At 64.2% G+C, this 18,829-nt stretch carries 20 protein-coding genes and 1 tRNA gene; 18 read left to right on the plus strand and 3 right to left on the minus strand.

Annotated features, from left to right (window positions below; genetic code table 11):
- Nucleotides 1-2 precede the first annotated feature (2 nt).
- The 10 genes from AUL38_RS13475 (at nucleotide 3) to AUL38_RS13520 (ending at nucleotide 9,247) form a co-directional block, all read left to right on the plus strand.
- The gene (locus tag AUL38_RS13475; RefSeq protein ID WP_235590728.1) at nucleotides 3-761 is read left to right on the plus strand and encodes a DUF2637 domain-containing protein; all 759 of its coding nucleotides are present in this window, start codon (nucleotides 3-5) and stop codon (nucleotides 759-761) included.
- Entirely contained in the window at nucleotides 754-1,203 is a 450-nt protein-coding gene (locus tag AUL38_RS13480) for a hypothetical protein (protein ID WP_059062895.1), read from the plus strand. The genes AUL38_RS13475 and AUL38_RS13480 overlap by 8 nt, the downstream gene beginning before the upstream one ends.
- Nucleotides 1,204-1,452: 249 nt before the next feature.
- Nucleotides 1,453-2,292, plus strand: coding sequence for a hypothetical protein (locus tag AUL38_RS13485; RefSeq protein ID WP_059062896.1), 840 nt, complete (start codon nucleotides 1,453-1,455; stop codon nucleotides 2,290-2,292).
- Nucleotides 2,289-3,413 carry a ParB N-terminal domain-containing protein gene (locus AUL38_RS13490; RefSeq protein WP_059062897.1) on the plus strand — a complete coding sequence of 375 codons (1,125 nt, stop codon included), beginning with the start codon at nucleotides 2,289-2,291 and terminating at the stop codon, nucleotides 3,411-3,413. The genes AUL38_RS13485 and AUL38_RS13490 overlap by 4 nt, the downstream gene beginning before the upstream one ends.
- An 82-nt stretch (nucleotides 3,414-3,495) precedes the next feature.
- Nucleotides 3,496-4,185, plus strand: coding sequence for a hypothetical protein (locus AUL38_RS13495; protein WP_059062898.1), 690 nt, complete (start codon nucleotides 3,496-3,498; stop codon nucleotides 4,183-4,185).
- A 17-nt stretch (nucleotides 4,186-4,202) separates the two neighbouring features.
- Complete coding sequence (locus AUL38_RS13500) at nucleotides 4,203-5,372, plus strand: M23 family metallopeptidase (RefSeq protein ID WP_235590729.1); 1,170 nt, start codon at nucleotides 4,203-4,205, stop codon at nucleotides 5,370-5,372.
- Between the two features lie 70 nt (nucleotides 5,373-5,442).
- On the plus strand, nucleotides 5,443-5,745 hold the full coding sequence (locus tag AUL38_RS13505) for a DUF6112 family protein (protein ID WP_059062899.1): 303 nt from the start codon (nucleotides 5,443-5,445) through the stop codon (nucleotides 5,743-5,745).
- Between the two features lie 103 nt (nucleotides 5,746-5,848).
- Nucleotides 5,849-6,172 (plus strand): DUF6112 family protein, encoded by a 324-nt coding sequence (locus AUL38_RS13510; protein ID WP_059062900.1) that lies wholly within the window; start codon nucleotides 5,849-5,851, stop codon nucleotides 6,170-6,172.
- A gap of 36 nt (nucleotides 6,173-6,208) precedes the next feature.
- Nucleotides 6,209-7,651 carry a conjugal transfer protein TrbL gene (locus AUL38_RS13515; RefSeq protein ID WP_059062901.1) on the plus strand — a complete coding sequence of 481 codons (1,443 nt, stop codon included), beginning with the start codon at nucleotides 6,209-6,211 and terminating at the stop codon, nucleotides 7,649-7,651.
- A gap of 135 nt (nucleotides 7,652-7,786) precedes the next feature.
- Complete coding sequence (locus AUL38_RS13520) at nucleotides 7,787-9,247, plus strand: SCO6880 family protein (RefSeq protein ID WP_059062902.1); 1,461 nt, start codon at nucleotides 7,787-7,789, stop codon at nucleotides 9,245-9,247.
- On the opposite strand, the gene AUL38_RS13525 is transcribed toward AUL38_RS13520, so the two are convergent.
- Nucleotides 9,244-11,031, minus strand: a complete 1,788-nt coding sequence (locus AUL38_RS13525; RefSeq protein ID WP_153006602.1) for a hypothetical protein — start codon at nucleotides 11,029-11,031, stop codon at nucleotides 9,244-9,246. The genes AUL38_RS13520 and AUL38_RS13525 overlap by 4 nt on opposite strands.
- 63 nt (nucleotides 11,032-11,094) lie before the next feature.
- Between AUL38_RS13525 and AUL38_RS13530 the strand changes: the two genes are divergently transcribed.
- From AUL38_RS13530 to AUL38_RS13545, 4 genes are all read left to right on the plus strand, one after another.
- Nucleotides 11,095-12,618: an ATP-binding protein gene (locus tag AUL38_RS13530; protein ID WP_059062904.1), complete on the plus strand. Its 1,524-nt coding sequence runs from the start codon at nucleotides 11,095-11,097 to the stop codon at nucleotides 12,616-12,618.
- Nucleotides 12,615-13,136, plus strand: coding sequence for a hypothetical protein (locus AUL38_RS13535; protein ID WP_059062905.1), 522 nt, complete (start codon nucleotides 12,615-12,617; stop codon nucleotides 13,134-13,136). Before AUL38_RS13530 ends, AUL38_RS13535 begins: the two co-directional genes overlap by 4 nt.
- The gene (locus AUL38_RS13540) at nucleotides 13,133-13,675 is read left to right on the plus strand and encodes a hypothetical protein (RefSeq protein WP_153006603.1); all 543 of its coding nucleotides are present in this window, start codon (nucleotides 13,133-13,135) and stop codon (nucleotides 13,673-13,675) included. The genes AUL38_RS13535 and AUL38_RS13540 overlap by 4 nt, the downstream gene beginning before the upstream one ends.
- A gap of 66 nt (nucleotides 13,676-13,741) precedes the next feature.
- A complete protein-coding gene (locus tag AUL38_RS13545; protein WP_059062907.1) occupies nucleotides 13,742-15,514 on the plus strand; it encodes a type IV secretory system conjugative DNA transfer family protein in 1,773 nt (590 codons plus the stop codon).
- Here the strand turns inward: AUL38_RS13545 and AUL38_RS13550 are convergent.
- Entirely contained in the window at nucleotides 15,511-15,735 is a 225-nt protein-coding gene (locus AUL38_RS13550) for a DUF2188 domain-containing protein (protein ID WP_059062908.1), read from the minus strand. The genes AUL38_RS13545 and AUL38_RS13550 overlap by 4 nt on opposite strands.
- A gap of 140 nt (nucleotides 15,736-15,875) precedes the next feature.
- Here AUL38_RS13550 and AUL38_RS13555 point away from each other — a divergent pair, with 140 nt between their 5' ends.
- The 4 genes from AUL38_RS13555 to AUL38_RS13570 all read left to right on the plus strand — a co-directional run bounded on the left by AUL38_RS13555 (nucleotide 15,876) and on the right by AUL38_RS13570 (nucleotide 18,553).
- Complete coding sequence (locus AUL38_RS13555; RefSeq protein WP_083506893.1) at nucleotides 15,876-16,367, plus strand: single-stranded DNA-binding protein; 492 nt, start codon at nucleotides 15,876-15,878, stop codon at nucleotides 16,365-16,367.
- A 122-nt stretch (nucleotides 16,368-16,489) separates the two neighbouring features.
- Nucleotides 16,490-17,137, plus strand: coding sequence for a hypothetical protein (locus AUL38_RS13560; RefSeq protein WP_059062909.1), 648 nt, complete (start codon nucleotides 16,490-16,492; stop codon nucleotides 17,135-17,137).
- Nucleotides 17,134-17,343 (plus strand): AlpA family transcriptional regulator, encoded by a 210-nt coding sequence (locus AUL38_RS13565; RefSeq protein WP_059062910.1) that lies wholly within the window; start codon nucleotides 17,134-17,136, stop codon nucleotides 17,341-17,343. The genes AUL38_RS13560 and AUL38_RS13565 overlap by 4 nt, the downstream gene beginning before the upstream one ends.
- Complete coding sequence (locus tag AUL38_RS13570; RefSeq protein WP_059062911.1) at nucleotides 17,330-18,553, plus strand: site-specific integrase; 1,224 nt, start codon at nucleotides 17,330-17,332, stop codon at nucleotides 18,551-18,553. The genes AUL38_RS13565 and AUL38_RS13570 overlap by 14 nt, the downstream gene beginning before the upstream one ends.
- Nucleotides 18,554-18,744: 191 nt before the next feature.
- On the opposite strand, the gene AUL38_RS13575 is transcribed toward AUL38_RS13570, so the two are convergent.
- Nucleotides 18,745-18,818: transfer RNA gene (locus AUL38_RS13575), tRNA-Pro, on the minus strand.
- Between the last annotated feature and the right edge of the window lie 11 nt (nucleotides 18,819-18,829).

An 18,829-nucleotide genomic window follows, 5' to 3' on the forward strand; every position in this document is an offset into this window, starting at 1 on the left:
TCGTGAGCGCCCCGGACCTGCACGTACGCGCCGCAGAGGTGGGACGGTCTGGGGTGTCACGCGGCGTGATTGTCCTAGCCGTCACGGGCACGATTCTTCTCGCCCTCGGTGCGTTCTGGCTGTCGTTCACGACGCTGCAGGACCTCGCGGTCCTGTCGGGGGTACCGGCGGGACAGGCGTGGGTGTGGCCGCTGATCGTTGACGGGGTGATCTTGGAAGCGACGATCTCCGTCGTCGCACTCCGCAACTCCGCGCCCGCCGCACGCCGGTTCGCCTGGCTCCTGCTCGCTTCCGGTGCTGGGGTGAGTGTCGCGGCGAACATCACCCACGCCGTCGTCGCCTCAGACACTCGTGTGCCCGCGATCATCGCAGCCCTTGTCGCCTCAGTCCCACCCTTGGTGCTGCTCGCAATGACCCATTTGACCGTCGAGCTCACGCGCAACGAAGCCCCACACCGGGCTTCCGAAGCGCGAACGTTCATCGAGCAAAGCGCACCGGCGAATCTGGATGAGTCGGTTGTGGATTCGATCCCGGGGCTCCCATCGGCGGGAAGGGCAGGCGTATCCGATGCGGAAACCTCTGCGCGTAGATCCGCTCGCACCACGAAGCAGAGCACCGTGGTGCGTGAGCGGGCGGTCGCGTTGGCATCTGAAGGGGTCTCGAAGCGGCAGATCGCCACAGAGCTTGGGGTGCATCCGACAACGGTGGGCCGGTGGCTGAGCGCACCTGACCGTCGAGAGAACGGAGCATCCCATGACTGAACCGACACCCGTGAACCCACACGAAGCGGCTGAGAACGCTGCTCAGCTTCGAGCCGAACTGCCAGACCCTCGTTTCCCAGCAAACGACCTGCCCGAGGTACCCAACGCGTCGCCCGGTATGGAGACGCGGGATGCGGAGCGGGCATCGGAGTTCGCCACACACGGCGACCCTACCCTCACCAGGCAGACCTCAGTGCGAGGGCGTACCGGAGTGGAGTGGGTTCGTCCCACTGATGTCGCTGCGCGCGCAGGTGGCGCGATCGTCGGCAAAGGTGCCGAGCTGAACACTCGGCTGCGTGACGCCACTTTCGAGGGTATCCGTGAGGGGCGAGCACAGCTCGCCGAACGCTTGGCGCGCAGGCAGCAGCAGATCAACCCAGACACCACGGTCCCGGCCCAGACGCAAGAGCTGCGGCTCGGGAGGACGGGGGTGAGCCGATGAGCGATTCCGGCTCCGGCGCTACCCGAGCACCGGACACCACCCACCACCACGAACTCTCACACTCCTCGCTGACGTCCAACTGACGCCGGACGAAAACATCTGACAGGCTGCCCGCTTCGGGTAGGCCTGACGGTACTCCTTTGCCTGTTCCAGGCGTTGTTCTCCACGGTACTGGCGGGATGAGGGGCGTGTGTCGGGTGGGTGTCACACCTATCTACCGACGGATCTTCTCTCATGCCAGGAGTCACCATGACACCCCAATTCTCGCAACACCAGCATCCTGCACCGGACTTCACCACCGGTGAAGGGCTGCGGACGCTCATCACGGATCTCAATGAGCACAATGCGTGGGCGTCGAGCCCGGTCGCAGCCGAACTCATGGTCTACGTCACCCACAAGTACACGCCGATCGCGAAAGCGTGGCGGCGTCCGCCAGACGATGCCGCATACGAGGCGTTCCTTGCGATGCGGCAACCCACCACGCTCCGCGCCGACGACCCCTGGGCGGTGATCACCCGTGCCGTCGCGCTCGGCATCGCCGCCGAGGTGCACGCGGACCGGAACATGACCAGCCAAGACAAGGCACGCCGCCCCTCAAAACGCCCCGCGGAGGAGCCGATGCGGGCGGGACATTACGAGGAGTTCTTCTACGACGTCCACCCCCACGCGCATTCCCTCTACGCGAGAAGCCACGGGGGTGAGGATCATTCGGTGGATCGGGTGATCCGTGCCACGAGCGTGTTCCTCGTCCTCACCGACTGGCCTGCCCGCCCCGTCGAGCAGGCCGTGGACTACATCGCCCACCGCATCACCGGCTTGTCGTCATCCAGCTCGGCGCTGGAGATCGTGTCGAAAGAGCTGCACATCGCGATCCGGCTCGGCTACACCCCAGAAGCCTGGGCGGGCCTGGTGCGTCTGGTCGTCGGAACCAAAACCGGGAGGCGCAAAAGCGGCGACTATGGCCTCTTCGCCCGTGTGCTCCTCGGTGACGATGTCGCCGACCTTCTCCGCGATGAAACCCTCGTGGAATCATCCCGCCGGATGGCGTCCGTACCTGGCCTGCAGGACGGGCAAGGGGGTGCGGCATGAGTCGCGGGCATCTGGTGCTGGAACACGCCATCGACCAGCTGAAGAAAGGGTCGCAGTATCGCCGCGACCCCGATGAAGACCTCGACGATCTGTGTGACTCGATCCGCCGCGTGGGGGTACTGAACCCGCCCGCGGTCACCGAAGACTACGTCATCATCACCGGGAACCGCCGGGTCGCTGCTATGGAGCGGATCGGGATGCGCGTCACCCCGATCTGGGTCGTTCCCGGCGTCTCGGACAAGCTCTCCTACGTCCTCGCAATCCGTGACGAGCAGACCCTGCACAAAGCCCTGAAACCGCTCGAACAAGCAGAACTCTACGAAGAACTCAAAGGCCTGTACGCAGAGGACGCCGAGCGACGTGATGCAGCCACACGCTTCGGGGCGGAGGACCGGGAGCAGCACATGGACTCTTCGTCCGCAGAAGACGGGGGTGCCGATTCGGCACCCCCGCGCAAGAACGTCAATGACGGCAAAGCGCGAGTGCAGGCGGCTCGTGCGGTGACGGGTCGGGATTCGCGGACCATGCTGGAACAGATCAATCAGCTCAAACACATCGCCGCCGACGACACCGAAGACCCCTATGTGCGCCAGCACGCCGCGGAAGCACTCCTTGAGATCAACGAGGACCGCAAGGTCAACGGCCGCTACCAGGCCGTGAAGACCCGCCAGCACCTCGCGCACCTGACCCGTGCCGCTGAACATCCCGATACCCCAGAGGCAGCCCGCAGTGCGGCTGTTGCTGAGCTGCGAGGGCTTTCTGGGATCGACTCCCCGGCGGAGGCGATGAAAGAGTCCGGGCTTGCGCTTGCCCGCGTGCGCGAGATCCAGAAGGCCGCCACCAACGAGACCTCGCTGGGGTGGAAGGACGTGGATCCGTTGCTGCGAGAAAAGCATGCGATCCGCAAACTCGTCGATCTGCTGCGCCGGGAACACGGCTGGTGGGACCGCTACGACCCGGCCGAGTTCGGCAAGTACGCCGACGACGAGCAATGGGACCTCGTCACCACCTACATCACGTCAGCCTCGAGCTTTCTCGATCAGGCACAAGCAGCCCGCGACACCGCACAGGGTCAGGGCTCCGAGGTGCCCGAAGAGAGCGTTGACGCAGCGGACGAGTAGCCGAGCGGTCTGGGGGTTTCTGGGCGGGCAGCGCACCTGATGGGTGACTCTGCCCGCCCTTCTCCTTGCTTGGAGGCTTCTCATGTCTGCACCCGTTCTGGATGATCAGCAGCGCCGCAAGCGTCGCCTGATCATCGCCCTCACCGCCACCGGACTGGTCATCGCGATCTTCGCCGGGATCGGTATCTACGGCCTCATCACCGGCCCCACAGCACCCGCCCCATCCGAGACCACACCGCCAGGCTCGTCGGCGACATCACCGCCCCGGAGCGAGGAGCCCGCAGAAGCGAAACTGCCGAGACTGGCGCGGACGAATGACCCTGAGGTCTACGTTCGGTCGGTCGCTGAAGCGCTGTTCACGTGGGACACGTTCACGCTGCTGACCCCGTCGGATCACCGGGCGGTGCTGACCGAGGACGCGGACCCCTCGGGCACCGAAACTCCGGGACTGATCGCGGACCTCGACGGCTACTTCCCGTCCGCGTCGACGTGGCGGGATCTGGCCGAGTACCGCACCCGGCAGTCGATCGACATCGACCGCATCTTCATTCCCGCCCAGTGGGACGAAGCCGTCACCGCCTCCAGCGGGCAAATCACAGAAGGCACCTACGCGTACACAGTCGAAGGCACGCGCATTCGGGAGGGTGTCTGGTACGACGATCCCGTCAACAGCGCGCATGCGGTGGCATTCACCGTGTTCATCTCCTGCAAGCCGGTGTTCGACCGCTGCCATCTGCTCAGGCTGTCCGAACTCGACAACCCCCTCCGATAGAACGAGAGGGGCCAGTCGTGAAGAAAGCAGCCATCGCCGCGCTCGTGCTTGTTCTCCTTGCGCCGATGCTCGGGCTCCTGAGTATCGGAGTGGTCATGAACCCTGCGGTCACGAATCAGGCAAACTGCGTCGCCTCCGATGTGATGCTCGGGCCGATCCCGGATTCGCTCAAGGTGACGATGAAAGACGGGTACACGTTCACCCTGAACAAACAGCAGCTCACCCACGCCGGAACCATCATCACCACCGGAGCGAACACCCCAGGAGTGGGGCGGGATGGCATCCTCATCGCGCTCATGGCGGCGCTGACGGAATCCACGCTCCGCCAGCTCGCGAACACCGGCACCTACCCCGAGTCCGGCAACTACCCGAATGACGGCACCGGGTCCGATCACGACAGCCTGGGCCTGTTCCAGATGCGCCCCCAGGCCGGGTGGGGCACCGTCGCAGAGCTCATGGACACCACTTACCAAGCGAAGGCGTTCTACGGCGGCCCAGACGGGCCGAACTATCCCTCACCGCGGGGGCTGCTGGACATTCCGGGGTGGCAACAGATGGACAAGGGTGAAGCCGCCCAAGCCGTCGAAGTGTCCGCCTACCCAGACCGGTACCAGAACTATGAGCCCGTAGCCCGCACCATCCTCGATGCCCTCACCGTTCGCGGCAGCGGGAATGGCAGCGGCACGCCCGGGGATGCGGACATCCCTGAGACAAGCCGCCTGGTGTTTCCGCTGCCGACCGGCACGTACGTGCGCACCTCAACATTCGGGCCGCGCACCGACCCGATCAGTGGTGAGTCGAGCTACCACCGCGGCACCGACTGGGCCGCCCCCGATGGTACGGCGATCTTCGCTCTCGCGGACGGGGTCGTGACCTATGCGGGCATGGTTGACGGGTATTCGGGGCAGATCACGATCGAGCACACCATCGGCGGGGAGAAAGTCGCCACGAAATACATCCACATGTGGGCGCACGGCATCCACGTCACCGCAGGCGACCGCGTCATCACGGGCCAGCACATTGGTGACGTTGGCAGCAGCGGGTACTCGACCGGCCCGCATCTGCACTTCCAAGTCCACCCCGGCGGAGCCGGATCAACCGCGGTCGATGCCGAGCCGTGGCTCGCCGAGCGCGGCGTGGAGGGCATCGAAGCCCCCGCAAGCGGCGGCCCCGCCTGCTCCTTCTGAGCGCAAGCGAGTGGGGCGAGTGGCGCACCTGACCGGTGCCCACCCGCCCCACTCACGTTTGGAGAACCACATGACCACCGCCCTTCTACTGGCTTTGTTTCCGGCCGAGAACGTCTACCCGGATCTGTCCGGGGTGGGAGGCCGCAGCACCCTGATCTCCATCGTCGGCGCACTGCTCACGATCGTGCTCATCGTCTCCGTGCTCATGCTCGTGGTTTCCGCCATTGTCTGGGCGATCTCGTCTTCGAATGGCAACCCTGGTGTTGCGGCGAAAGGCAAGGTCGGGGTCTTCGTTTCTCTCGGTGCCGCTGTCCTCGCAGGTGCCGGTGTCGCGTGGATGAACTTCCTCCTGAACCTCGGTGACACCCTCTAACACCGGGTATCCCAGGGCTTCCGGGCGGGTGTTTCGGGGTCGCACCTGACGGGTGACCCCGCAGCTATCTCATTGCGGGCCGAAGCCTGTGAAGGAGCCCACCATGCTTGCCGTCCTCGACACCCTCACCACCGTCGCCGCAGTCCTGCCCGCGAACATCGACATCTCCCCGAACGATTCCGGCCTCCCCGGTATCGGCGCGCTGCGCACCGTCGTCGGCGCAGTGATGACGATCGGGCTGATCCTGTCTGTCCTCGCCCTCATCGTCTCCGCAGTGGTGTGGGGGTTCGGGTCGAACTCCTCCAACCCGCATCTCGCTTCCAGGGGGAAGGTCGGGGTGCTGATCTCTTGCGGTGCGGCGATCATCACCGGCGCATCGGTCACGCTCATCAACTTCTTCTGGAACGTCGGCCAGACCGTCTCCTAACCCACCGCCTCTACCCGAAGAAGGGAGGGGAACCCCGTGGCTGGAATCTGCGACGTCCCCATCATCAGCAACGTCTGCGATGCCGTCGGCGAGGGCGCCGCCACCCTCGTGGCAGCCCCTTTCGACTGGCTCGCACAAGCCATCGGGCAGGCCGCGTCCTGGATCTTCCAGGGCGTGTGGGCACTGTTCGACTCCACGACCCTGGTCGATGTCACCGGGGCGGGCTACATCGGCGTGTACAACGTGATCTTCGGGATCGCGATCTTCATCATGCTGATCTTCTTCTGCCTCCAACTCATCACCGGCCTCATCCGGCGCGACCCCACCGCCCTGTCCCGTGCAGCCCTGGGGCTCGCAAAGAGCGTGCTGGGGTCGTTCCTGGTGATCACCCTCACCGCGACCCTGCTCGAGGTCGTCGATCAGCTCTGCATCGGCATCATCCAAGCCACCGGCAGCACGCTGGAAGAGATGGGCGGAAAGATCGGGGTGCTCGTTGCCGGGCTCACCGCGATCAACCTCACCGCCCCAGGAGCCGGAGCGATCATCACGATCTTCCTCAGCTTCTTGGCGATCTGTGCCGCAGCGATCGTCTGGTTCTCACTCCTCATCCGGAAAGCCTTGATCCTCGTCGCAGTGGTGATGGCCCCCATCGCCCTGTCCGGAGCGTCCTGGGATGCGACAAAGGGCTGGTTTGGGAAGTGGGCATCGTTCGTGCTCGCGTTGATCTTCTCCAAGCTCGTGATCGTGGTGGTGTTTCTCGTCGCCATCAATCAGGTCAACGCACCCATCGACTTGGACCTGTCCTCGATCGCGGATCCGATCGCGGGAATCGTGCTGATGTTTATCGCCGCGTTCGCCCCGTACATGGTGTACAAGTTCATCAGCTTCGTCGGCTTCGATATGTACCACGTTATGTCCGCCGAACAAGAGTCAAAGCAGTCGATGAACCGGCCCATGCCGCTGCCCGGAAAGCCCGACGGTGCAGGACCGCAGAAGGTCCTCGACGGCGGCGACAGAAACGGTGGCAGCGGTGGAGGCGGTGGCGGGAACCCTCCGCCACCGTCAGGCAAACCCACCCCGCCTGCAGGAGGCGGCGGATCCGCGCCTGCGGGTGGTGGGAGTGGCGCTGCTGCGGGATCTGGCGGTGCGGCTGCAGGTTCCGGTGGTGGTGCGGCAGCTGCGGGTGGTGCCGGGGCGGGAGCTGCGGCAGGGCCGGTCGGGATCGCCGCGGTTGCCGGGGCGAAGATCGCCAAGGGAGCTGCGGAAGCTGGCCCGAAGCTCGGCGGCGCGATCGGCCGCACCGCCGACAACCACGCCGGAGCCGCAGGCGAAGCACAAACCCCGCCACCGCCCCCGGACCGCTCCACACCACCACCACCGAGCACGCCGCCCGCGAGCACGCCGCCGAAGGCACCGCCAGAGAATCCCGCAGGCGGGGACGCCCCACCGCCACCACCGAAGCCTGCCCCAAAGTCCTGATGCCGCCCCGCACCTGAAAGGAGAGAAGAAAGCACGTCCGTCACGCGGGCGGCAACCCCAAACCGGGTTGCCGCCCGCGTCTTTGTGTTCGTACCTGACCTGCACGCACCCGTCGTTGTTTTCAGGAGGAACCGCATGAGTACCGCATCCACGCAGAACGAGTTTGAACTGTCCCCGGTGAAGTTCTCCCGCCTCACCAAACGCGGCATCATCCTTGGTCTTTCCCTTCCGCAGGTGATCGCGCTCTCCATCGCCGTGGCCGTGTTCATCGCTTCCCTCTACACCGGCGGTCCTGCAGCGCTCTACACCGCACCCATCTGGGGCACCGCCGCAGCGCTCGCCTGGATCCCCGTCAGCGGACGCAAGCTCGTCGAATGGGTGCCCATCTCCCTGCACTGGCTCCTCCGCAGCACCCTGAAGCAGACCCCGTACCGTCGCCGGATCGTCAAGCCCCGCCCAGCCGGGACACTCGCCCTCCCCGGAGACGCAGCACCACTGCGGCAATACGAAGACCCAGAGACCGGGGCGGTTATGGTGCACGACCCACACGCCCAGACGTTGACGGCGCTGTTGGAGGTGACGCACCCGTCGTTCATCCTTCTCGACCCGGGCGAGCAGGAACGCCGCGTCCATGCCTGGGGCAGGGTGCTGTCCACCGCATGCCGCTCCACCCGCATCGCCCGCCTCCAGGTGCTCGAGCACACCGTCCCTGACTCCGGGTCGGGGCTTGCGCAGTGGTGGGCAGAACACGGCAACGACGACGACTCGTGGGTCGCCCGCACCTACCGGGAACTCATCGACCGGGCAGGCCCCGCAGGGGAACGCCACATCTCCACCATCTCCCTCTCCCTGGATATGCGGGCGGCATTCCGCGCGATCCGCACCGCAGGCGGAAGCCTGAAAGGGGCAGCCGTCGTCTTGAAACAAGAAATGGACACCCTCACCACCGCGCTGCGCACCGCGGACCTGAAACCATCCGACTGGTACACGCCAGGGCAACTCGCGATCATGCTGCGCTCCGCCTACGACCCGGCAATCGCCGCGACCCTGGAACGCTCCGGAGACATCGGACAAGACCTCGCCGCCGCAGGCCCCGTCGCAGTCGAAGAAACATGGGACGGGCTTCGCTCCGACAGCGCGCATCACGCGGTGCTATGGATCAGCGAGTGGCCACGATCCCTCGTCTACCCAGGCTTCCTCGCACCCGTCCTACTGACTTCCGGGATCAGGCGCGCATTCACGCTGCTGTGCGACCCGATCCGCTCCGATCAGGCAGCCCGCGACATCCGCAAGAAGAAAACCGAATACATCTCAGACGCAGCCCAACGACAGAAAGTCGGTCAGATCGAAGACGCCCAACAGGCCGCCGAATATCAAGACGTGATGCAGCAGGAAGCAGACCTCACCAGCGGTCACGGAGTCCTCCGCTACACCGGCCTCCTCGCAGTTTCCGCCCCTACTGCAGACGAGCTGGAGGCTGCCGTGTCTGCGATCGAGCAGGCAGCGATCCAGGCCTCGTGCGAGACGCGGCGGCTCGTCGGGCAGCAGGCGCAAGCGTTCGTCGCGGCGGCGCTACCGCTGTGCCGGGGAATCTAAGGGTTGAGCTTAGGAGGATCCGTAATCCCGCGGAGTTCATTGTGTTCCGGGATCCCTGGAACTCCCCACGGAGAGACTACAAGATCCCTGTTATCAGCCCCGACTCGCCCGAGCAGGAAGACCTTAATCCCCTCGTCGCCGTGCGGGACGATGCGAATCGGATGGTCCTTACTGTTGTTAGCTTCGATTGCGGCGATGATCTCTTCTGAGTTCGCGATCTCAGCATGCCTGATGGCGAAACGAGCCGGACCCAATGCTATCTTCCGCGAAAGCAGTTCCACGACAAGCTTCTCTTGATCGATGACAATCGCTCCTGCTCCGTCGCGAATCATTTCGATCAAGTGTGGGGTCAAAGAGTCAGTGAGAGTTCCGTTCAAGGTGGATTTGAACGGATGGATGACGATGCTCCCCTCAAGGAGAAGCCGCACGATCCTTACGGTAAGGCGATCTTGATTGGTGATCGTTTCAGGCACCGGAAGCGTGAGTTGCAGTTCCCTCTCGATGATGGCCAAGTCCTCTATGAGAAGCACGGATTCACTTGCCAGATAATCTTCCTTGCTTTCTTGCGGGCCAGAGTTGATTTGCCCGCCCATGAAGGACTGAAAGAGGTTGCCATTCACGACAAGGCGGATTTTCTGCGGCGTCAAGGTATCTGCGACAAAACGTGCCCCAATCACCGCTTCTGAGGCTGGTATGCCTCCGAATTTGTGGGTGAATGTGAACGTTCCTTGTAGGTTGTCGCGTTCGGGCTTTGGGAGGTCGAAGAAGAGTGAGACGTCGATGCCGCCGTTGATAGTAGCGCGAAGGGTTGCGCCTCCGTACCCCCTGCCGAAGTGCGTTGTACGCCCGGCGTATGACCGGATGAGCACGTCCTCGTCGTCAACGACTTGGAACTCGACTGGCACGTCATCGAGCAGTGGCTTTGATGGAGGAGTCATCAGTTGAGCTGTATCTGAAGGCAGGGATAGTTGGGACCAGCTCGGCGCGTGGAACTTTACGTCTTTCAGATATTCAGATGTCAGAGTAAGTGTCTCGTTGTCTCCATATCGGAGTACACGGTCGGCGCGGTCAGCAAGCTCCTCTTCATGAATCGGGATCTCGATCCGCAGGCTCTCGAGGCCTACTGGCTCTCGCTGCTGGGCAAGAGGATGCTTGGGCTCTAGAGTCTCGATGTACTGACCGTTGACGAGAGTGTGCCCGGCACGCCAGTTCGGACTTCTAGCATCTGCGAGTTCCTGGATACCTTCGATCGCCTTTTGGTACTCGTCTGCGCCGTCAAGAGCGTGTCGATCGAGGTGGATCTTCTTGAGAGCATCAATTAGCGGTTCTCTGGTTGCCCAGTGGAGAAGGTCCGGGAAGCGAGCCATTAGCTCATCAAGTCGTGCTCTCCCCATGATTGAGATGCGGAGCTTCGTCGCCTTGTTGAGGCTGCGGATGTAATCTCGCTCGCCTACAGTCGGATTCCGAGGAATAATGAGGGTCCACTGCTTCGGGGAGAGCTTGACTGCTGCGGAGAATGATCGCTTAATCTGTGGTTTTCGAGAGCGTGCCCACCCTCCTGAGAATCCTTCTGGGAAAAACTTGAGCTGGTAAATATGCAAGAGCTTCGAGCCCTTGCGAACATCGATGTCAATGCCTCCATCGCCTCCGCGCCCGTCAATGACGTCGACCTGAAGCTCGGGGTCATCTGTGAGGTGCAGCCGAGTAATCAAAGGCTCGACAAAGCGGTCAAAGGTGGGTTGGTCCAACCTGTCCCACTGAACTTGACCATCGACTCCCGGCATGCTCTCCATTCTCCCATCTGCCTCTGACGTACCTGTCTTCAAGCAGATTGGAGAGGCACCAAGATGGCACGTCAGAACACGCAGAAGAAGCTCTACTCCACCGTCTTGGTCGAAGACGGCACGGGCCGCAAACACCGCAAGGCACGCGAACGCGCGGCCCGCCAGGTCATCGCCCGCGATCATGCCGAGCAGCGTGCAACGGAGAAAGCGAAGCTTGCGGCGGAGCGTGAGGAGGCGCGCTCCACGAGCCATCTTCCCAGGAGCGGCGAGCCGGGGCCTGCGGGGTTGCGTTCGTATCGGCGGTTCCGGGTGCCTGCGCATCAGGACACGTCCGCTGCGTTGCAGGGTGCGTACCCGTTCCTGGCTGAAGGAGGGCTCGGGTCGCAGGGGGTGTTCGTCGGGCAAGACATGTACTCCGGCGGGTCGTTCGTGTATGACCCGTGGGTGCTCTATCAGCGGGGCATCATCACAGCCCCGAACCTTGTGCTCGCGGGCATCGTCGGTTCCGGGAAGTCATCGCTCGCGAAGAGCCTGTACACCAGGTCGATCCCCTTCGGCAGGCGCGTGTATGTCCCCGGCGATCCGAAAGGGGAACATACCGCGGTCGCTGAGGCTGTCGGTGGGAAGGCGATTGTTCTCGGGCATGGGTTGAAGAATCGTCTGAATCCGCTCGATGAGGGGTACCGTCCCGCAGGGCTTTCCGACAGTGAGTGGGCGTCCACGGTCGCGTCGCGTCGTCGGGATCTGATCGGTGCGCTGGCCGAGACCGTGTTGGAGCGGTCGTTGTCTCCGTTGGAGCACACGGTGATCGATATTGCGCTGCAGGCGGTGGTGTCGTCTGCGTCGGTTCCTATCCTCCCGATGGTTGTCGACCGTATCCTCCGCCCTGACAGCGGTGATGATGAGCGGCTCGCAGAAGACGGCCGCATGGTTGGGCATGCGTTGCGTCGCCTCGTCTCCGGTGATCTCGCTGGTCTCTTTGACGGGCCATCGACGGTGACGTTCGACCCGACGTTGCCGATGATCACCCTCGACTTGTCACGGGTGGTGGAGAACTCGACCCTGATCTCGGTGCTGATGACGTGCTCGTCGGCGTGGATGGAATCCGCGCTGCTTGATCCGAACGGCGGTCAGCGGTGGGTGGTCTATGACGAGGCATGGCGACTCATGTCACACCCTGCCCTGTTGAAGCGGATGGATGCGCATTGGCGGCTCGCCCGGCATTACGGGATCGCGAATCTACTCATCTTCCACAAGCTCACCGACCTCGACAACGTCGGCGATCAGGGCTCTGCCATGCGATCCCTCGCCAACAGTCTGCTGGCGAACGCGGAATCACGGATCATCTACCGGCAAGAATCCGACCAGATCGGGACCACCGGCAAGACCCTCGGACTTACCGGCACTCAACAGAAACTTCTCCCGTCGCTTGGCACCGGACAGGGGCTCTGGCGGATCAAAGAATCCTCCTACGTCGTTCAGCACCAGCTACATCCCGAGGAACTCCGGGCCTTCGACACGACCCAGCGCATGACGCAGACCGCCAAATCTCGCCCGGAGACCGACAACGCGGAGACGTTGTCATGACGCCGGATGAGGACTTCGAGTCGCAGCAGAGTTCCCCGGAGGTGGTGGGCGCACCGGGGCGGCTCTTCGAAGAGGAGCTGTCGCGGAACATGATGGCGTTGCACGACGGAATGCACGCCCTCGGCAGCACCTACAACAAGCACGTGTTCCTGGCGTTCGAAGACCCACTCACGTTCGGCGCCGGACACTATGTGTTCTATCCGCTCGAGGGGCACGGGTCACGGTTCGCCGTCACGGAGCTCTACACGGGCACTGATTGGCAAGACGACGAACGCGTCCCGACCTCCTGGTCGTGGGAATCTGAAGTCCACGTGCCGAGCACGGATGGTTCGTATCCATGGGTGACCATCGCTGAGGGTGAGATCGCCTCTGACAACTACGAGCAGCTTCTGCAGGTGACCGAGAACTGGGCGGAGACCACGTATCAGTTGGCTGAGCGGGCAGACGCCCTCACCCAGGACCCCGTCGATCGTGGAGATGCGGCACGGTCGGGGCCGGGTCGCACCTTCCTGGCATGAACCTTCGACGACGCCTTCGCGCACGCACACCCGACACCCCAGCCTCCGCTGAGAGCGTTCCGCGGGTGGTGGTACCTGCGGTGTTGCCACAGATCCTCCTCGAAGCCGTCTCCGACACGAGTCTCGTCGTCACCGTGAACGGCGACAGGCTCGCCGCGGCCCCGATCACCCGCGACGAGATCACTGCGACGGTCACGGAGCTCGTCGCCCGGTTCGCATCACCGACACGGGTCGAAGTGAGAGAACTCGACGGCCGCGCGCACGCAGACATCCTCACCCCACCCGCACCGCGCTCACCGTTCGCGCCACCCGAACCTGCCGAAGCTCCGGTCGCGGTGCCGAGCCTGATGGAGTTCACCGCCGAGGGGTTTGTCCCTGGTGAAGACGTCGCGGTGGCGATCATCCTGCGGCACGCCTCCGCGGACCACACAGGGAAAGCCCGTGCCCTGATCGATCGGGGCGAGAAGCCTGCACTCGATGGCGAGGTCGTTTTGCTCGGCCGGATCTCAGGGACGACGTCGATACAGCCTGTCGACTGATCAGGCGCGCGCGTACCTGTTCTCCTGACCCCGCCCTGTGTGGTGGGGTCAGGAAGGCCATCTGCCATGTCTGGTCCTGTGCAGGCGAAACCCGCCAACGACCTTTTCATCAACCTTGCCCTCGGTGCGCTCGTCGCTGCGGCCGCGTTCACTGGGCTCCTGCGTATCGCAGGCTCGGTCACTGCGTTTCTGACCGGTCTGCCGGAGCCTGCTAGTGGGTTCACCACCGGGCTCGCCGTCCTCGCACACCCCACGGATCCTGGGGCGGCGCTCGAAGCTGAGGGTCTCAACCCGGTTCTCTACTGGCTCGTCGTGGTCGTGTTCCTTGGCGTGCTGGGTGCGGCAGGGCTCTTCGTTGCGCGGGCGATCTACCGCTCCCGGTCGAAAACAGATCCGCACCGGCTCGCGGGAACAGCAACCGCGGGGGAAGTCGCACAGGTCGCCTCCGCGAAAGCACTGGTGAAGAAAGCCGCCACACTGCGCCCGTCGCTCACCGAGAAGGCCAGGCCAGAGGCAGTCGGGTATCTGCTCGGGACGGCGAAAGGCGGGCAAGTGTGGGCGACGGTCGAGGACTCAATCCTTCTCATCGGCCCGCCCCGTTCAGGGAAGGGCCTGCATGTGGTGATCAACGCGGTCCTCGACGCCCCCGGTGCCGTCATCACCACCAGCACCCGTCCCGACAACCTCACCGCGACCCTGAAAGCCAGGGAGCGGAAAGGGCCGGTGGCAGTGTTCGACCCGCAACACCTCGCTCCCGGTCTGCCTGCGGGGATGCGGTGGTCGCCGGTGCGGGGCTGTCAGGACCCGTTGACGGCGATGATCCGAGCGAAGGGCCTTGCCACCGCGACGGGATTCGGTGGTGTCCAAGACGCGGGCTTCTGGGAAGGCAAAACCACCGCCGCAATCCAAGGCCTCCTCCACGCTGCGGCCCTCGACGGACGCGACGCGAAGACCCTGTACCAGTGGGCTCTCAACCCCACCCTTGCAGCAGACGCCGTCCGCATCCTCTCTTCGCATGCGGGCGCTGCGGAGGGGTGGGCGGACTCGCTGGATGCGATGGTGCAGGCAGACCCCCGCACCCGCGACTCGATCTGGCAAGGCGTGTCCCTCGCGTTCTCCGCCCTTGCTGACCCCCGAGTCCTCGACGCCGTCAGTCCTGCGCCGGGTGAAGAGTTCGACCCTGAGACGTTCCTTCTCGGGGACGGGACGCTCTACCTTCTTGCTACCGGTGCTGGGGCGGGTGCGTCGTCTGCGCTGGTGGCGGCGTTCATCGAAGATCTCGTCGAGACCGCGAGGAAAATCGCTGCCCGTTCACCGGGCGCACGCATGGATCCACCGCTGCTGCTGGCTTTGGATGAGATTGGGAACCTTGCCCCGCTCCCATCACTGCCAACGTTGATGGCAGAAGGCGGCGGCACCGGCATCACGCCCCTGCCGGTACTGCAGTCACTCGCTCAAGCACGCGAGAAGTGGGGTGAGAACCAAGCGAACGCGATCTGGGATGCCTCGATCGTGAAGATCATCCTCGGCGGAGCCTCCAACAGTCGCGACCTCCAAGACCTCGCCACCCTCATCGGTGACCGCGACGAAACCACCGACTCCGTCACCACCGACGCGTACGGGGCACACTCCAGCCAGCGCTCGATCCGCCGGATCCCGATCCTCCCGCCCGACGTGCTGCGGACGCTGCCGTTCGGGACCGCTGTCGTGATGCTCCGCACCGCACGCCCCATCATCACCAAGCTGCGACCGTGGCCTGCACGACCTGACGCGACACGGCTCCGCACGGACCGCAGTGCGGTGGAACGGGCGCTTCGGAAGCTGGGTGACGCTGATTAGCCCCTGGGCGGATGCGGGTCGTTGCCGTAGGAATTCTTCTCCCCGATGGTGCCGTCCATCTTGCGGATTGTGTGTTCGACCCCGCGGTCCTGTGCCATCTGTCGCCCGACAGCCTGCTGCTCTGCTTTCGTACCGCCCGCGTGGGCTGCACGACTGCTGCCCTCCACCTTCGACTTCCATACGCCGTCTTCGTTATAGGTCGAGATGTCGCCTTTAGCCATGACTGCTCCTTTGCTCGTCATTTCGGGACCATTGCCCGTCTCCTGATTATCCCGGATGCAACTGACACTCGGGAGAACGTGCTCCGCACCTATCCAATGCCTCGACATACCGAAGCCAGAACCGATAGGAGTACCCGCTGATGACCATCCGCACCAAAGAGTCCCTCGCAGGGTTCGTCGCTACCGATCCGGAGCTGACGTTCACCAGCAACGGTGACGCCCGCGTCTACATGCGTGTCGGGCAGCCCCAGGCCCGCTTCGAACAGGACGGTACGTTCACGCAGCTCGACCCGGAATTCACCGACCTGGTGATGTTCCGGCGATCAGGAGAACTCGCGCACGAGCAGTTCCGCAAGGGCGACAACTTCATCGCAGAAGGTGAAACCCGCACCCACACCGGCGACGACGGGGCCGAGCGGGAACAGTTCATCGCGTCCCGGATCGGGCACGACAACAACATCACCCGCTACACCGTTGACCGCGGCGCACCCGAACGCGAGACACCGCGACAGGAGGCCCCTGGCCGAGAGCAGGTGCAGCAGGTGCTCGCGCAGCGTGAAGCAGACCTGGATCCTGAACCTCCCGCCGCAAGCAGTGCGAGCTCGGTGAAGCGCGAGGCCGTCGCCCGCTAACAGGTGCAGCGATGCAAGCCGGGTGCGGCGGCCACCCTCACACCTCCGCCAGGTCGCCGCACCCACCCCTCTTCGTTCTCGCGTGCCGCAGCAGCGGCGCGTCTTTCACTCAGGAGTATGTGATGAACAGTGAGCAGCCACCCCAAGGTGTGCCAGAGCCGGACGTCGATGGCACGGATTTCAGTGATCTCCCGCCCGGTGTGGAGGAGAAGACGCGCGAGTTCGCGAAACAGGCCTACGCTAGTGATCTTGCGGCAGCACTGGGGCAGGTACCGCGCCCGATCAACTGGCGCACCCTCCCGCCCAGTGATCTCGAACACGAACTCCTCGAACTCAACGGATGGGTCGACTGGCTCCGCCACGCCTACGGCCTCCCCGCCCACGTGATCCCTCCGATGTGGCACCGCCACTCCGAACTCTTGTGGGAGTTGTCAGCACTGAAGCAGCACTGGTTGTTCTGCTTCGATCCGCAGGCCAAAGGCAACCAGGCTCTCGCCTGGCACCACGACTTCGCGGTCGCCCGTGAACGCCTCCGCGACTGGGTCACGATCTCCGGCACGCGCCTGGACCGTGACCGTCCCACCCGCATCACAGCCTGGCCGGGCGGCGAAGCCGACGGCTGGACCGATCCCTCCACCGCAGAGGTGCCGGTAGTGAAGCGGACAAAGGACTTCCTGGCGTTCGTCGAAGAGCAAGTCAAGGCAAGGCTCGCGGAACAGGACGCGACGATCCGGGAGATCGTGAACATCGGTTGGAGTGAACAGTCATGACCGAGCAGACCAGCGATGTGCTCGTTTCACCACTCCGGGACAGCCGAGAGATCGCGGCGTTCCTGCGGGTATCGGAATCGACGCTGTCGAGGTGGCGGGCCGAGAAGAAGGGGCCGCCGTTCATCCGGATCGGCGGGGTGACGAGGTACCGCATCGAACAGGTCGAACAGTGGCTCACGTCCCTCGATACCGATGAGCACGCCTGATCCCACCGCGCCACTCCCGGTGCCACCAATCGGGGTGAAAGTCACCACCGACCTTGAACACCGCCCCTCCGGGATCCGTGCTCGTGCCCGGTGGATCGACCCACACACCCGCAAACGCGTCACCCGCGCGCTCGTCGTCCCCGACGAGGAAGCAGCGGACGAGTTCTTCCAGTACCTGCAAGCCTCCGCCGAGCTCGGGATAGACAAACGCATCCTGCTCTCCGACTACGTCGAAATGATCGACGACCGGTGGCAGCGGGGCCTTGACCCCACCTCCACCGTCGACGGCTACAAGATCGGTCTGCGCCTCCGCGTGCTCCCCGCGCTGGGGCATTTGCCGTTGTCGCAGATCACGGCCGGGATGATCGACCGCACCATCGATCAATGGGAGACCCAGCACTCCGCGTCAACGATCAAGAACACCATCGCGCCCCTCGTCCGTGTTCTCGATGACGCCGTCCGCGATGACCTCCTGCCCAGCAACCCCGCCCGCAACCGATCCCGGCGCTCTCTGGGAAAATCAGCCCTCAACCTCAAAGAGAACGACCTCTCGCCACGCGTGCACGCGCTCAAAGACCTCGCGACCCTCACAACATTGGCGGGCCGGTGTGGGGAGGCGCATCAGAGCTATTCCGACTTCGTCATGCTCGGCGCTCTCCTCGCCGCGCGAGGCTCCGAGATCTCAGGCCTCCAAGTCGGCGACATCGACTGGGATCAACGCATCGTCACGATCCGCCGCCAAACCTACCCCGGCGCAGGCGGCCTCGTCACCAAACAAACCAAGGGCCGCGACATCCGCCACGTCCCCATCCTGCAAGCCCTCACCCCCGTCCTGGAACGACTCACGCACGACCGTGAACCCGACGAGCGACTCCTGACTGGTCCTCGCGGTGGGGTGCTCACCACAGCGTCCGTGCGGGATGCGACGAAGTGGGATCAGCTCGTCACAGAGCTCGAGCTACCCAGCCTCACCCGGCACGGACTCCGCCACACCGGAGCGACCTGGCTCGCCGACGCAGGCATCCCACTCCACGTCCTCCAAGGCATCCTTGGCCACAAATCGATCGAGACGACCCGCGGCTACCTCCACCCCGACACCAGGCACCTCACCGACGCCGCCGCACGAGCCAACGCGTTCCTCAACGGACACGAGAACCCCAAGCTTGAGAGCCCCGCTAGGACCAGTCGAGCGACGGCGCCTCGGCGATGAAAAGGCTGCCGATCGCGACCCAGAACGGGCTCCAGGTCCCGGCCAGGTCCCGGCTCGTCACAACGGCCGCAACCGACGCGTCCCGGAAGGCATCAGCATCCGCGGCCGGATGATTCCATAAACCCCTCCGAAAAGGACAACAGAAACGACGAAACCCAGGTGAGAAACCTGTTCTCACCTGGGCTTTTCTGTCGGGATGACAGGATTTGAACCTGCGACCCCTTGACCCCCAGTCAAGTGCGCTACCAAGCTGCGCCACATCCCGTTGTTCTATTT

It is taken from the genome of Leucobacter sp. G161 (genome assembly GCF_001482305.1).
Classification (GTDB): Bacteria; Actinomycetota; Actinomycetes; order Actinomycetales; family Microbacteriaceae; genus Leucobacter.